Origin of the sequence: Streptococcus oralis (genome assembly GCF_022749195.1) — a bacterium.
GTDB classification, from domain to species: Bacteria; Bacillota; Bacilli; order Lactobacillales; family Streptococcaceae; genus Streptococcus; species Streptococcus oralis_CI.
In genome coordinates this window covers 1,753,081-1,766,926 of sequence record NZ_CP094226.1, presented here as the reverse complement: position 1 = coordinate 1,766,926, position 13,846 = coordinate 1,753,081, and the positions used below count along the sequence as shown (strand labels likewise).

12 protein-coding genes are annotated in these 13,846 nt (G+C 42.1%); 10 read left to right on the top strand and 2 right to left on the bottom strand.

What is annotated here, in order from left to right; genetic code table 11:
• The first annotated feature begins 33 nt into the window (after positions 1–33).
• The 10 genes from MP387_RS08615 to mnmG all read left to right on the top strand — a co-directional run bounded on the left by MP387_RS08615 (position 34) and on the right by mnmG (position 11,382).
• Positions 34–2,142, top strand: a complete 2,109-nt coding sequence (locus MP387_RS08615) for a bacteriocin-associated integral membrane family protein (RefSeq protein ID WP_242746387.1) — start codon at positions 34–36, stop codon at positions 2,140–2,142.
• Positions 2,139–2,768: an ABC transporter ATP-binding protein gene (locus MP387_RS08610; RefSeq protein ID WP_242746385.1), complete on the top strand. Its 630-nt coding sequence runs from the start codon at positions 2,139–2,141 to the stop codon at positions 2,766–2,768. The genes MP387_RS08615 and MP387_RS08610 overlap by 4 nt, the downstream gene beginning before the upstream one ends.
• Before the next feature lie 227 nt (positions 2,769–2,995).
• A complete protein-coding gene (locus MP387_RS08605) occupies positions 2,996–3,802 on the top strand; it encodes an ABC transporter substrate-binding protein (RefSeq protein ID WP_242746383.1) in 807 nt (268 codons plus the stop codon).
• 15 nt (positions 3,803–3,817) lie between these two features.
• Positions 3,818–5,014, top strand: a complete 1,197-nt coding sequence (locus MP387_RS08600; protein WP_242746381.1) for an argininosuccinate synthase — start codon at positions 3,818–3,820, stop codon at positions 5,012–5,014.
• A 27-nt stretch (positions 5,015–5,041) separates the two neighbouring features.
• On the top strand, positions 5,042–6,433 hold the full coding sequence (argH, locus tag MP387_RS08595; protein WP_242746379.1) for an argininosuccinate lyase: 1,392 nt from the start codon (positions 5,042–5,044) through the stop codon (positions 6,431–6,433).
• Between the two features lie 427 nt (positions 6,434–6,860).
• Positions 6,861–7,982: a tRNA 2-thiouridine(34) synthase MnmA gene (gene mnmA, locus MP387_RS08590; protein ID WP_001282939.1), complete on the top strand. Its 1,122-nt coding sequence runs from the start codon at positions 6,861–6,863 to the stop codon at positions 7,980–7,982.
• A 21-nt stretch (positions 7,983–8,003) separates the two neighbouring features.
• The gene (locus MP387_RS08585) at positions 8,004–8,435 is read left to right on the top strand and encodes an SseB family protein (protein ID WP_242746376.1); all 432 of its coding nucleotides are present in this window, start codon (positions 8,004–8,006) and stop codon (positions 8,433–8,435) included.
• Positions 8,436–8,583: 148 nt separating this feature from the next.
• Entirely contained in the window at positions 8,584–9,039 is a 456-nt protein-coding gene (locus MP387_RS08580) for an NUDIX hydrolase (RefSeq protein WP_242746373.1), read from the top strand.
• 8 nt (positions 9,040–9,047) lie between these two features.
• Entirely contained in the window at positions 9,048–9,479 is a 432-nt protein-coding gene (locus MP387_RS08575; protein WP_000989471.1) for an NUDIX hydrolase, read from the top strand.
• On the top strand, positions 9,469–11,382 hold the full coding sequence (gene mnmG / locus MP387_RS08570; RefSeq protein ID WP_242746361.1) for a tRNA uridine-5-carboxymethylaminomethyl(34) synthesis enzyme MnmG: 1,914 nt from the start codon (positions 9,469–9,471) through the stop codon (positions 11,380–11,382). The genes MP387_RS08575 and mnmG overlap by 11 nt, the downstream gene beginning before the upstream one ends.
• 138 nt (positions 11,383–11,520) lie before the next feature.
• Here the strand turns inward: mnmG and rnjA are convergent, their stop codons facing one another.
• Positions 11,521–13,203, bottom strand: coding sequence for a ribonuclease J1 (rnjA, locus tag MP387_RS08565; RefSeq protein WP_061428200.1), 1,683 nt, complete (start codon positions 13,201–13,203; stop codon positions 11,521–11,523).
• A gap of 1 nt (position 13,204) precedes the next feature.
• Positions 13,205–13,438, bottom strand: a complete 234-nt coding sequence (locus tag MP387_RS08560; RefSeq protein WP_000639581.1) for a DNA-dependent RNA polymerase subunit epsilon — start codon at positions 13,436–13,438, stop codon at positions 13,205–13,207.
• Positions 13,439–13,846: the final 408 nt, after the last annotated feature.

Sequence of the window (13,846 nt, the reverse complement as noted above, 5' to 3'; positions counted from 1 at the left end):
ACTAAGATGATAAAGTACTAAGGAGGTACTTTTATGAAAAAAATCAGTAATTTCTGTATGTTACTCCTGCTTTTGTGTACCACTTTTTTTGTTTTTAATATAAACTACACACGTGAAGTGGTTCGGATTCGGGAAATGGGAAAGACTGTAGATTCTTTGGATTTGTATTTGAAAGATATTAACGAACCTGAAGCATCTGTACTTCGATTTTTTGAGGATGTATCAAAGGAGTATAAAGTCTCCATCATCAAAACAGACAGTGGTGATGAGGTGGTCAAGTCTGGTGTTTTTGATAAAGATACCTTCCCCTACCAAGAGTTTGGGATTTCTTCTCTTGATTTTACCACAGATGGTGAGGGAGTTTACAGTAATAAAGAAATTTCCAATAAACTTGGTACGATTCCGACTTTTCTAAAAGCCAAGCCTATTCAGCTTATGACTTTTCAAACCTATATCAAGGATACATCTCGTAGTTTAAATGGTCGCTATACGATAACTTCTACACAAGAGATGGACAAGGATAGGATTGTACAGAAATGGAGCGATTTTTTCAAGATAGACCAGGCTACCTTGCTAGAGCCGACCTACAAAAGTGCAGTGGAAGTCATAAATCGAGATTTGCTTTTATCTGCCGTTGTTTTTGTCTTGGCTATTTTACTTCTTGTGTTAGTGACAGTGTATCAACCGATGATGGAGATGAAAAGAGTTGGGGTACAAAAATTACTTGGTTTTCAAGATAGGGCTGTTTTAGCTGATGTTGTAAAAGGCAACCTTTACCTCCTCCTAGGTGGGACGCTTGTGATCAATCTAGGAGTGTTTTTCTTGCTTGATTACAAGCCAAAAGATTTGTTCCCTATGTTATGGTTGTCGCATTTTTTGCTTTTGCAACTTTATCTCTTTATCAGTTGGTTGACCTATCTCTTGATCCAAAAAATGACAATCAGCTCTCTGCTGAAAAGTTTTTCATCTTTCAAATTTGGTCTACTCTTTAATTATTTGATGAAAATTGGAACTACTATTTTACTGACAGTCTTGCTAGTTGGGGTAGGAAAAAGTTTGGAGCAAGAAAACAAAGAGTTGGATTACCAGAAACAGTGGATCAGTCAAGGAAATTATCTGACCTTGGAAACTTTCCAACTCAATGATAACTTGTGGCAAGAGCAGTTGGCAGGCTCAGGGCAGGCAGTGGATTATTTCTATCGATTTTATCTGGATTTGGTAGAAAAAACGCAGGCGGGCTATGTGCAAAGTAGCAGTCTTCCTGTAAAAAATTTTGTCAAATCAGAACAGATTCAGCGATATCAGTTAACAGATACAGTGGATGTTTACTATGCTAATCGCAATTTTCTAAAGAGCAAGGGATTCAAGTTACCCGATACCGGCACTAAAAAAGTTATTTTGATGCCAGCAAGTACGAAAGGTGAAGAAGATAAAAATCAGCTCTTGGGGAAATTAATTGCCTATCTTTCTATGAAGTATGAAGAGCAGCAAAAACGAACGATAGAGGAGATGGATATCGAGATTGCTTACTATGAAGGTGATTGGTCATTCTTCCCTTATAACGAGAAACGAAAGGAAAATCTCTACAATCCAATTATTAGCTTGGTCAATGATTCCGATATGATGTGGGATGAAAAAGCCTCCCTGTCTACAACAGGTTTAAATAATCCGATTAAAATCGAAAATACGGCTCAACATCAAAAAGAGGTGACAGCGTTAGTTGAGAAATTATCAGATGGGAATTATTTAAAATTTTCATCTATTCAAGTCATTCAACAAGATAAAGTAGATTCTTATCGAGATGCTGTTCGGAATTTCAATATACTCTTTGCTTTGGTTGGTCTTCTTAGTATGATGATTTCCTACTTCTTACTAGTAACAACTTTCTTATTGAAGCGAACAGATATTATCACCAAGAAGTTTATGGGCTGGAAATTGATAGATCGGTATCGCTCCTTGCTGGGTCTTCTATTAGCTGTTTATAGCCTTCCTTTTATGGTTTTGCTATTCTTTACACAGGCACTTTTCCCGCTCCTACTTTTTGCAGGATTTACAGGCTTAGATATCCTGTTTGTGCTTTTCTTGGGTTCTAAGATGGAAAAACGAAATGTAGTGCAGTTATTGAAAGGGGATCACTTATGATAAAGTTGGAAAATGTTACGAAAACCATTGGGAAAAAAGTTATTTTGGAGAACTTATCTCTAAGAATTAACCAAGGAGATTTAGTTGCCATTGTTGGAAAAAGTGGCAGTGGCAAGTCAACCTTGTTAAATCTCTTGGGTTTGATAGATGGCGATTACAGTGGACATTATGAAATTTTCGGTCAGCAAAATGTACCTGTCAATTCTGTTAAGTCGCAAGCGATTATCCGCGAACATATCTCCTATCTGTTTCAAAACTTTGCTCTGATTGATAATGAAACGGTAGAGTATAATCTCATGCTCGCTCTAAAGTATGTAAAATTATCCAAGAAGGACAAAGTCAAAAAGATAGAAGAAATTTTAGAGAGAGTGGGGTTGCCATCAATTCTACATCAAAAGGTTTCAGAGTTATCTGGAGGGGAACAGCAGCGAATCGCAGTTGCTAGAGCCATTTTAAAACCCAGCCAGCTCCTTTTAGCAGATGAACCAACCGGTTCTCTAGATCCTGAAAATCGAGATTTGGTTTTGAACTTTCTCTTAGATATGAACAAGGAAGGTAAAACGGTCATTATCGTTACCCACGATGCCTATGTGGCTCAACAATGCCATAGAGTTATTGAATTGTGAAAGAGAATGTGGAGAGTTCGTTGATCTCTTCATCTTACCTGTAATTGGACAATTGTATTTTTAAAACTCAAATAGTATAAATAAGCTTATTATGTGTAAAAATATATCATATAATAAGCTTTTTCTTGATTTAAATGAAATAAAATACAGTTTTTCCTTGACAAACGAGAATGAGAAGAGTATTATTTATACAATAATACAGTATAAAAATAAAAGGAGGCTCTTCTATGAATAAAGTGAAGAAGGTGTTGATGACGATGTTTGGTTTGCTTATGTTTCCCTTATTATTTGCTTGTAGTAACACTCAATCCCAAGGTGTTGAAGCCATTAAGGCTAAAGGAAAATTGGTGGTGGCCCTAAATCCAGAGTTTGCTCCATTTGAATACCAGAAATTGGTCGATGGGAAAAATCAGATTGTAGGTTCAGATGTTGAACTAGCCAAAGCCATCGCAAAGGAACTAGGTGTAGAAGTGGAGTTCTCTCCAATGAGTTTTGACAATGTACTAGCTAGTCTTGATTCAGGCAAGGCCGATCTTGCCATATCAGGTGTTTCTAAAACGGAGGAGAGAAGTCAAGTTTACGATTTTTCAATTCCCTACTACACTTCGAAAAATAAGGTTATCGTAAGAAAATCTGAATTAACGAATTACCAATCAGTCAAGGATTTGGCTCAGAAAAAGGTTGGAGCGCAGAAAGGTTCTATCCAGGAAACTCTGGCCAAAGAAACCTTGCAGAATTCTTCTCTCGTTTCACTTCCTAAAAATGGAAATTTGATAACAGATTTAAAATCAGGGCAACTGGATGCGGTTATCTTTGAGGAACCAGTGGCAAAAGGATTTGTAGAGAATAATCCAGACCTAGCCATCGCTGAGCTTGATTTTGACAATGACAAAGAAGATTCCTACGCTGTTGCGATGAAAAAAGACAGTAAAGAATTAAAAGATGCGGTTGACAAAACTATCCAGAAGTTGAAGGATTCTGGGGAGTTGGACAAATTGATTGACGATGCTTTTAAAGCCTCTATCGAAAAATAGAAAGAAGGAAGAGAAATGAGTAAGGAAAAAGTCATTTTAGCCTATTCAGGTGGATTGGATACATCAGTTGCTATTACATGGTTAAAAAAAGACTATGATGTGATTGCTGTTTGTATGGATGTGGGTGAAGGAAAGGATTTGGAGTTCATCCACGATAAAGCTCTCAAGGTTGGGGCTGTAGAGTCCTATGTCATTGATGTTAAGGAAGAATTTGCTAATGACTATGTTTTAGTGGCCCTTCAGGCACATGCCTACTATGAACAAAAGTATCCCTTGGTATCTGCTCTGAGTCGCCCTCTTATTTCAAAAAAACTTGTTGAAATAGCTCATCAGACGGGGGCAACCACAATTGCCCATGGTTGTACAGGTAAGGGAAACGACCAAGTTCGGTTTGAAGTCTCTATCGCAGCTTTGGATCCCAATCTAAAGGTAGTTGCGCCTGTTCGTGAGTGGAAATGGTCTCGTGAAGAAGAAATCCAATATGCCAAAGAAAATGGCGTCCCAGTTCCAGCTGACCTTGACAATCCTTACTCTGTCGATCAAAATCTTTGGGGACGCGCAAATGAATGTGGTGTCTTGGAAAACCCTTGGAACCAAGCACCAGAAGAAGCATTTGGAATCACATCTTCTCCGGAAGAGGCACCAGACAGTCCAGAATTTATTGACATTGAGTTTAGCTGCGGGGTGCCCATCTCCCTCAATGGTGAGAAGATGAAAGTAGCGGATTTGATTCAAAAACTCAATGAAATTGTGGGCAAACATGGTGTCGGTCGTATTGACCATGTGGAAAATCGCCTAGTCGGTATTAAGTCAAGAGAGATTTATGAGTGCCCAGGTGCTGTGACTTTATTGGCAGCTCATAAGGAGATTGAAGACTTGACTCTTGTGAGAGAAGTGGCTCATTTCAAACCTATTATCGAAAATGAGTTGTCCAATCTCATCTATAATGCCCTGTGGTTTAGCCCAGCAACTCAGGCTTTGATTGCCTATATCAAGGAGACACAGAAAGTTGTCAATGGAACTGCAAAAGTTAAACTTTATAAGGGGAACGCCCAGGTAGTGGCTCGGAAATCACCAAATTCTCTTTACGATGAAAATTTGGCGACTTATACTAGTGCGGATACCTTTGACCAAGATGCGGCTGTTGGTTTTATCAAGCTTTGGGGGCTTCCGACTAAGGTTTATTCAGAAGTTCAGAAAAATGTTGAGTAGTGACGCGATAGAAAGGGACGACAGGATATGCCGAAAAATACAAAATTATGGGGTGGTCGATTTGAAGGTACTGTGGAAGAGTGGGTAGAACAGTTCGGTGCGAGTATTTCCTTTGACCACCAGCTGGCAAAATTTGATTTGATGGGCTCCCTAGCTCATGTTCAAATGCTAGGACAGACTGGCATTTTGAGCTTGGAAGAGGCAGAGCAGATCCAAGATGGTCTGAAAGCTTTGTTGCGAGATTTAGAGGCAGGAGAGCTTCATTTTGATATTGCAAATGAAGATATTCATATGAATATGGAAGTGTTGCTGACAGAGAAAATCGGTCCTCTGGCTGGGAAATTGCACACGGCTCGTTCTCGGAATGACCAAGTCGCAACGGATATGCACTTATATCTAAAGGAGCAACTTGGCCATGTCTTGGATAAGTTGGCGAATCTGAACAGTGTTTTGCTGGATTTGGCTGAAAAACATGTGGAAACTATCATGCCAGGCTATACTCATTTGCAGCACGCCCAACCGATTAGCTTTGCCCACCATCTCATGGCTTATTACAATATGTTTCAAAGGGATAGCGAGCGATTTGCATTTAACTTGAAACATACGGACCTATCTCCCCTGGGTGCGACTGCTTTGGCGGGGACGACTTTCCCTATTGATCGCCAATTGTCTAGCGATTTGTTGAAGTTTAAGCAACCTTATACAAATTCTTTGGATGCTGTTAGTGACCGCGATTTTATCTTAGAATTTCTGTCAAATGCCAGCATTTTGATGATGCATATGAGTCGTTTTTGTGAGGAAATCATCAATTGGTGCAGTTTTGAGTATCAGTACATCAGCTTGTCTGATAGCTTTTCAACGGGTTCGTCTATCATGCCCCAGAAGAAAAATCCTGATATGGCCGAATTGATTCGAGGGAAGACAGGACGGGTTTACGGGCACTTGCTTGGGCTATTGACCGTCATGAAGTCTTTGCCTCTGGCCTATAATAAGGATTTGCAAGAGGACAAGGAAGGCATGTTTGATACAGTAGAAACGATTTTAAATTCTCTGGATGTGTTGGCAGGCATGCTATCGAGCATGCAGGTTAATAAGGCCAAAATGCAGCAATCTACAGAGAATGATTTTTCGAATGCGACCGAACTGGCAGATTATTTGGCTGAAAAAGGACTCCCTTTTAGAGAAGCGCATGAAATAGTAGGGAAATTGGTTCTAGACTCTATCAAGCATGGTAAAAACATCCAAGATTGGGATTTGGAGGAGTTGCAAGCCTACCATCCCTTGATTGAAGAGGATATTTATATCTACTTGCGTCCAGAAACTGCTGTTCAGAGACGGAATTCCTTAGGAGGAACTGGCTTTGAGCAAGTGAAATACCAGATAGAACAAGCGAAGAAAGAACTTAAAGGGGAAAATTGATTCGTTTGCAAAGTAAGAAAGAGAGGTTGAGATGATTTATCAGCCTCTTTCTTGTCTTCTCCAACCAAGCGTGTTATAATGAATACTGCTCAAGCGACCTTCAATCGTTGAAGCACACACGACCTTCAATCGTGAACTCGTCATTTCGTTTATCTTTTATTACGTCGTTAACTCGCAATGAGATGCAAGCTGAGCTTGTCTGATTTATAACCTCAATCAATCTCCCAGACTGATTGAGCGAACTCAAGTTATGCCTGCGACTCGTTGCCTATCATATTTTCATTTTAAGATGATAGGCTAAAATGGTCTCCCAGACCATTTTACTCCTAAAAGCAAACGAAAAGACTATACTCGAAGAAATTCTATTGAAAGTCTTAGTAAATAGAATTTTGAGGGTATGAATAAACGAATAGATGGGAGACTTACCATGAGTGATAACTCTAAAACACGTGTTGTCGTGGGGATGAGTGGTGGTGTTGATTCGTCAGTGACGGCTCTCTTGCTCAAGGAGCAGGGCTACGATGTGATCGGTATCTTCATGAAGAACTGGGATGACACAGATGAAAACGGCGTCTGTACGGCGACCGAAGATTACAAGGATGTGGCTGCGGTGGCAGACCAGATCGGCATTCCTTACTACTCTGTCAATTTTGAAAAAGAGTACTGGGACCGCGTTTTTGAGTATTTCCTAGCGGAATACCGTGCAGGACGCACGCCAAATCCAGACGTTATGTGTAACAAGGAAATCAAGTTCAAGGCCTTTTTGGATTATGCTATGACCTTGGGTGCAGACTATGTAGCGACTGGGCATTATGCTCGAGTGGCGCGTGATGAGGATGGCATCGTTCACATGCTTCGTGGCGTGGACAATGGCAAGGACCAGACCTATTTCCTCAGTCAACTTTCGCAAGAACAACTCCAAAAAACCATGTTCCCACTGGGGCATTTGGAAAAGCCTGAAGTACGAAAACTAGCAGAAGAAGCAGGACTTGCGACTGCTAAGAAGAAAGACTCGACAGGGATTTGCTTTATCGGAGAAAAGAACTTTAAAAACTTTCTCAGCAACTATCTGCCAGCCCAGCCTGGTCGCATGATGACTGTGGATGGTCGCGATATGGGTGAGCATGCAGGTCTGATGTACTATACGATTGGTCAGCGTGGCGGTCTCGGTATCGGTGGGCAACACGGTGGTGACAATGCCCCTTGGTTCGTTGTCGGAAAAGACCTAAGCAAGAATATCCTCTATGTCGGCCAAGGTTTCTATCATGATTCGCTCATGTCAACAAGCCTAGAGGCCAGTCAAGTTCACTTTACTCGTGAGATGCCAGAGGAATTTACACTAGAATGTACGGCTAAATTCCGCTACCGTCAGCCTGATTCTAAGGTGACAGTACATGTCAAAGGAGATAAGGCAGAAGTTATCTTTGCGGAACCGCAACGCGCCATCACACCAGGACAGGCAGTTGTCTTTTACGATGGCGAAGAGTGCCTAGGTGGTGGCCTGATTGACAATGCTTATCGAGATGGACAAGTTTGTCAGTACATTTAAGATTTTCTAAGAGGAAAGAGAATGTTTCAGTTTTTTAAGAAAAAAACGGCTAAAAAAGAGCAAACAATGAGCCTCTCTGACTATAAGAAAGAGTATTTGAGAGAGAAAACGACAGAGTCGATTGAATCCTTGTTCAAGGAATTGAAACAAGCTAAAGTCTGGGTCCCCTTCAATCCGAATCTTCTGGATGAGAGTGATGAACAAGAAGGGGTACGACTAAAACCGGATATTCTGCGAAAGGGAGACGACTACTTCTATCCTTGTTTCTTAACTGAACAAGATATTCCTAAGGACTATTATGACCGTTTTTCCTGGTTGCAATTACCTCTTACGGACTGTTTATCTGTTGCGGAAGAGATAGGGGAGTTTCCGGTGAGAGGGATTGTTCTGGATGCCTTCTCTGACCCAGTCGAGATTGACAAAGGAGCTTTTGAAGCGATTCGCCAATTATAGTACATTTAGATTGACAAATTTTCTCAATTTGCTACAATAATAAAAGCAATAGAAATGATGGTCAAAGCTCATGGATGTTGCAGGCTTTTTGTCCTGCACTTCTTTGGAGTTTTGACTGTTTTTGTGTCGTTTAAGGGAAAGGATAAAAATGACTCAACCAGACTTTCGGACAAAAGCAGGAAATACGGTTTTTGGCGTTCGAGCGACAGCCTTAATTCTCCAAAATGGCAAGCTCCTAGTTACCAAAGATAAGGGCAAGTATTACACTATTGGCGGTGCGATTCAAGTCAATGAAAGCACGGAAGACGCGGTAGTCCGTGAAGTGAGGGAAGAACTAGGTGTCAAAGCTCAAGCTGGGCGACTAGCCTTTGTAGTTGAGAATCGTTTTGAACAAGACGGTGTTTCCTATCACAACATCGAATTTCATTATTTGGTAGACTTGCTGGAGGATGCCCCGTTGACCATGCAGGAAGATGAGAAAAGGCAGCCCTGTAAGTGGATTGACTTGGATAGGCTTGAGGGGATTAATCTAGTTCCAGCCTTTTTAAAAACAGCTCTACCAGACTGGGACGGCCAACTAAGACACATTCATCTTGAGGAATAGGAGAGAAAATGATGGTTAAGCTTATTGCCCATGTACTTGTTCATAGTGGTGGTGATTATTTACTCATTCAGCGTTCGGAAATTAAAAGAGGAGAACCCAACGTTTATCCAACTTACTGGGATATTCCTGGTGGCGGGGTTGAAAAGGGTGAACTTCCGCGAGATGGTGCTCTTAGAGAATGCATTGAAGAAGCGGGAGTTAGGCTAGATAGCAGTTCGCTCAAACTTCTTCACGAAGATAGTCAACTGGATACCTCTAAGGATACGGTTTTTACTCGCTTAGTTTATAAAGCAGAGTGGGTTGGGGAGAAGCCAATTATCAGATTAGATCCTGAAGAGCATACACACTTTAAATGGGTTACTATGGATCAAGCTCTAGAGGAGGAGAAGTTAGTTCCTTATTTGCGAGAAATTTTTGAAAGGTTAAGAAATGACTTATAATTTTACGGAAGAATACGATATTATTGTAATTGGTGCGGGGCACGCGGGGGTAGAAGCATCTCTAGCAGCCAGCCGTATGGGCTGTAAGGTCTTGCTTGCGACCATCAACATTGAAATGCTGGCTTTCATGCCTTGTAACCCTTCGATCGGTGGTTCTGCCAAGGGGATTGTCGTGCGTGAAGTTGATGCCCTTGGTGGCGAGATGGCCAAAACCATTGACAAGACTTACATCCAGATGAAGATGCTCAACACTGGTAAGGGTCCAGCTGTCCGTGCTCTTCGTGCGCAGGCTGACAAGGAACTTTACTCTAAGGAGATGCGCAAGACAGTTGAAAATCAAGAGAATCTGACCCTTCGTCAAACCATGATTGATGAGATTTTGGTGGAAGATGGCAAAGTTGTCGGTGTGCGTACAGCTACCCATCAAGAGTATGCTGCCAAGGCTGTTATCGTGACGACAGGGACTGCCCTACGTGGGGAAATCATTATCGGAGACCTCAAGTATTCGTCAGGTCCTAACCACAGTCTGGCTTCTATTAACCTAGCTGATAATCTCAAGGAATTGGGCCTCGAAATCGGTCGTTTCAAGACAGGAACCCCTCCACGTGTCAAGGCTTCCTCTATCAACTACGATGTGACAGAGATTCAGCCAGGAGATGAAGCACCAAATCACTTCTCATATACTTCACGTGATGAGGACTATGTCAAGGATCAAGTGCCATGCTGGTTGACCTATACCAATGGTACCAGTCATGAAATTATCCAAAATAACCTCCATCGTGCGCCTATGTTTACAGGTGTGGTCAAGGGAGTGGGACCTCGTTACTGTCCGTCAATTGAGGACAAGATTGTGCGCTTTGCGGACAAGGAACGCCACCAACTTTTCCTTGAGCCAGAAGGGCGCAATACAGAGGAAGTTTATGTTCAAGGCCTATCAACCAGTCTGCCAGAGGATGTCCAACGTGACTTGGTTCATTCTATCAAAGGGTTGGAAAATGCTGAAATGATGCGTACTGGTTATGCCATTGAGTACGACATGGTCTTACCTCACCAGTTGCGTGCGACTCTGGAAACAAAGAAAATCTCAGGACTTTTCACAGCTGGTCAGACAAATGGAACGTCAGGTTACGAAGAAGCTGCTGGTCAAGGGATTATCGCTGGTATCAATGCGGCTCTGAAAATCCAAGGCAAACCTGAGTTGATTTTGAAGCGCAGCGACGGTTATATTGGGGTCATGATTGATGACTTGGTGACCAAGGGAACTATTGAACCCTATCGTCTCTTGACCAGCCGTGCTGAATACCGTCTCATCCTCCGTCATGATAATGCCGATATGCGTTTGACAGAGATGGGGCGCGAGATTGGACTTGTAGATGATGAACGCTGGGCTCGTTTTGAAATCAAGAAAAATCAATTTGACAATGAGATGAAGCGCCTAGACAGTATCAAACTCAAGCCAGTCAAAGAAACCAATGCTAAGGTTGAGGAGATGGGCTTCAAGCCGTTGACAGATGCGGTTACAGCCAAGGAATTCCTTCGCCGTCCAGAAGTTTCTTACCAAGATGTGGTGGCCTTCATCGGGCCAGCTGCAGAGAACTTGGATGACAAGATTATCGAATTGATTGAAACAGAAATCAAGTACGAAGGTTATATTTCCAAAGCCATGGACCAGGTTGCCAAGATGAAACGAATGGAAGAAAAACGCATTCCAGCCAATATCGACTGGGATGATATTGACTCGATTGCGACAGAAGCCCGTCAGAAGTTCAAACTTATCAATCCAGAAACCATCGGTCAAGCTAGCCGTATTTCGGGAGTAAACCCAGCAGATATTTCTATTTTGATGGTGTATCTTGAAGGTAAAAATCGTAGTATTTCTAAAACTCTTCAAAAATCAAAATGATACGTCGTCGGCTTCGGCTCACCTAACTCAAGTTATGCTTTCGCCTAGCCTTCTAGTCTGATTTCGATTTTTATTGAGTTTCAATCTCAAAAGAAAGCATAGAAAAAACAGCTCCGAAGACGGGGCTGTTTTGTTGATTTATTCTTCTTCATCTGGTGTGAGGATCATCGGGATGATAATCGGTTCACGTTCTGTATTTTCATAGAGGAAAGGACGAATGGCGTTGACAATAGCACCATTGACAGATTGGATACTAGCATCCTTGTTTTTTAATGCGATACGAATTGCATTGAAGAGGATGCGCTGGCTTTGGCGAATCAAGTCGCCAGACTCTCGCATGTAGACAAAGCCTCGGCTGAGGATGTCTGGACCAGACAAGATCATTTTAGACTTGAAGTCAACAGTTGCGACTGCTAGAACGACACCGTCTTCGGATAGATCACGACGGTCTTTGAGGACAGCAGCGCCGATTTCACCGATACGATTTCCATCGACATAGATGTCTTGGGCATTGAAATGACCTGCGATACGAGCTGAGTCAGCAGTAAGGGCAAGCACATCACCATTGCTCATGATAAAGATATTGTCCTTTTCGACACCTGTATCCACCGCTAGTCCAGCGTGGACTTTCTGCATACGATATTCACCGTGGACAGGCATGAAGTATTTCGGCTTAATCAAGCGGAGCATGAGTTTTTGCTCTTGCTGACCGCCGTGTCCAGAGGTGTGGATATTGTTAATCTTCCCGTGAATGACTTCGACACCAGCTTCAGAAATGATGTTAATCAGCTTGTTGACGCTAGTCGTGTTTCCAGGGATTGGGCTAGAAGAGAAGATAACGGTATCGCCGGGTTGAAGTTGCACCTGACGGTGGGTTCCGTTAGCGATACGAGAGAGGGCTGCCATCGGCTCGCCCTGACTACCTGTACAGAGGATAAGAACCTCGCCTGCAGGATAGTCTTTGATTTCATTTGGCTCGATAAAGGTTCCCTTAGGAGCTTTGATGTAGCCAAGCTCGATACCGTTGACAATGGCTTTTTCCATAGAACGACCAAAGACCGCAATCTTGCGTCCAGTCTTAACAGCGGCATCTGTTGCTTGCTGGAGACGGAAGATATTTGAAGCAAAGGATGCAAAGATGATGCGTCCTTCAATACCTTGAATGATCTTCATGATGGACTGGCCAACGACTTTTTCAGAGTTGGTAAAGGTTGGCACTTCTGCATTTGTCGAGTCAGAGAGGAGACAGAGCACGCCTTCTTCACCAAGGGCTGCCATACGGTGCAAGTCCGCTGGTTCCCCAACTGGAGTAAAGTCAAACTTAAAGTCACCCGTACAGACGATTTTCCCTTGAGGAGTATGAATGACAATCCCCAAAGGCTCTGGAATAGAGTGAGTGGTTCTAAAGAAAGTTGCCTTGAGATTTTTAAAGGTCAACTCAGTATTGTGGTTGATTTCGTAAAGTTTGGCGTTGCGCAAGAGACCGTGTTCTTCAAGTTTTCCACGGATCAAAGCCAGGGCAAGTGGTCCAGCATAGATAGGGACGTTTGCTTGCTTGAGCAGGAAAGGGATCCCACCGATGTGGTCCTCGTGTCCGTGTGTGATTAAGACAGCCTTGACGCGGTCGATATTGTCCACGATGTAAGAGTAATCAGGAATGACATAGTCGATACCCAGCAAGTCATCTTCTGGGAATTTAATCCCAGCATCGACGATAATAATCTCGTCTTGGTATTCAATTCCGTAAGTGTTTTTCCCGATTTCTCCCAGACCACCGATGGCAAAAACGCCGACTTCTTCAGGTTTAAGAGTGTAGGCCATATTAGAACTCCGTAATCTCGAAAGCGCCAGTTTCTTTTTCGTAATCTAGCAATTTGTCAGACAAGAGTTCGATAAATTCGATATTGTACTCTGGGCGGTTTTCTTCGACAAGTTGGCGAGCAGCGATACGTCCCTCAAGTTCTGAGTTGGCATCGATGTCTAGGTAAAGCGAGCGTGTTGTTTCACGACGTGGGCTACGTTCTTTTGTTTCTTGATAAAAAACTTTGTAAATCATATAGTTCCTTTCTATTTACAGGTCAGCTTATTCCAAACTTTTAGCAGAGATTTGCTTGATTTCATTCCATTTTTTGTCTAGATTGACCTTGATTCGTTACAATTATTTCAATTATACCACAAAATGAAAAATTAGTAAAAGAGGGAAAATGAGAAAGTAGGGAGGGGAAGAAGGAGCAAAAAGACAGGTAGGATTTGGTCAGAGAGCGCTTAGGTGTTATAATGAAAGGGGGAATATAAAGAGATAGTGGATTTAAGGAAGAATACAGTTCTAGTTTCATTAATCGTTGGAGTAGATGGTTGGGACAGGATGGTATCTTTGAAAAAAGAAAAAGCTCTTGAGAAATCTCAAGAGCAAATAAAAAGGCTAAGACAAAATTAAGGGATCTTTCTGAGCAAGCTCAAGGGG

Excerpts from the sequence above, each read along its gene's own strand:
- mnmG (WP_242746361.1), top strand. The coding sequence starts at position 9,469 with ATGACTTATAATTTTACGGAAGAATACGATATTATTGTAATTGGTGCG.
- MP387_RS08615 (WP_242746387.1), top strand. The coding sequence starts at position 34 with ATGAAAAAAATCAGTAATTTCTGTATGTTACTCCTGCTTTTGTGTACC.
- MP387_RS08560 (WP_000639581.1), bottom strand. The coding sequence starts at position 13,438 with ATGATTTACAAAGTTTTTTATCAAGAAACAAAAGAACGTAGCCCACGT.
- rnjA (WP_061428200.1), bottom strand. The coding sequence starts at position 13,203 with ATGGCCTACACTCTTAAACCTGAAGAAGTCGGCGTTTTTGCCATCGGT.
- MP387_RS08605 (WP_242746383.1), top strand. The coding sequence starts at position 2,996 with ATGAATAAAGTGAAGAAGGTGTTGATGACGATGTTTGGTTTGCTTATG.
- MP387_RS08600 (WP_242746381.1), top strand. The coding sequence starts at position 3,818 with ATGAGTAAGGAAAAAGTCATTTTAGCCTATTCAGGTGGATTGGATACA.
- MP387_RS08575 (WP_000989471.1), top strand. The coding sequence starts at position 9,048 with ATGATGGTTAAGCTTATTGCCCATGTACTTGTTCATAGTGGTGGTGAT.
- argH (WP_242746379.1), top strand. The coding sequence starts at position 5,042 with ATGCCGAAAAATACAAAATTATGGGGTGGTCGATTTGAAGGTACTGTG.
- MP387_RS08580 (WP_242746373.1), top strand. The coding sequence starts at position 8,584 with ATGACTCAACCAGACTTTCGGACAAAAGCAGGAAATACGGTTTTTGGC.
- MP387_RS08585 (WP_242746376.1), top strand. The coding sequence starts at position 8,004 with ATGTTTCAGTTTTTTAAGAAAAAAACGGCTAAAAAAGAGCAAACAATG.
- mnmA (WP_001282939.1), top strand. The coding sequence starts at position 6,861 with ATGAGTGATAACTCTAAAACACGTGTTGTCGTGGGGATGAGTGGTGGT.
- MP387_RS08610 (WP_242746385.1), top strand. The coding sequence starts at position 2,139 with ATGATAAAGTTGGAAAATGTTACGAAAACCATTGGGAAAAAAGTTATT.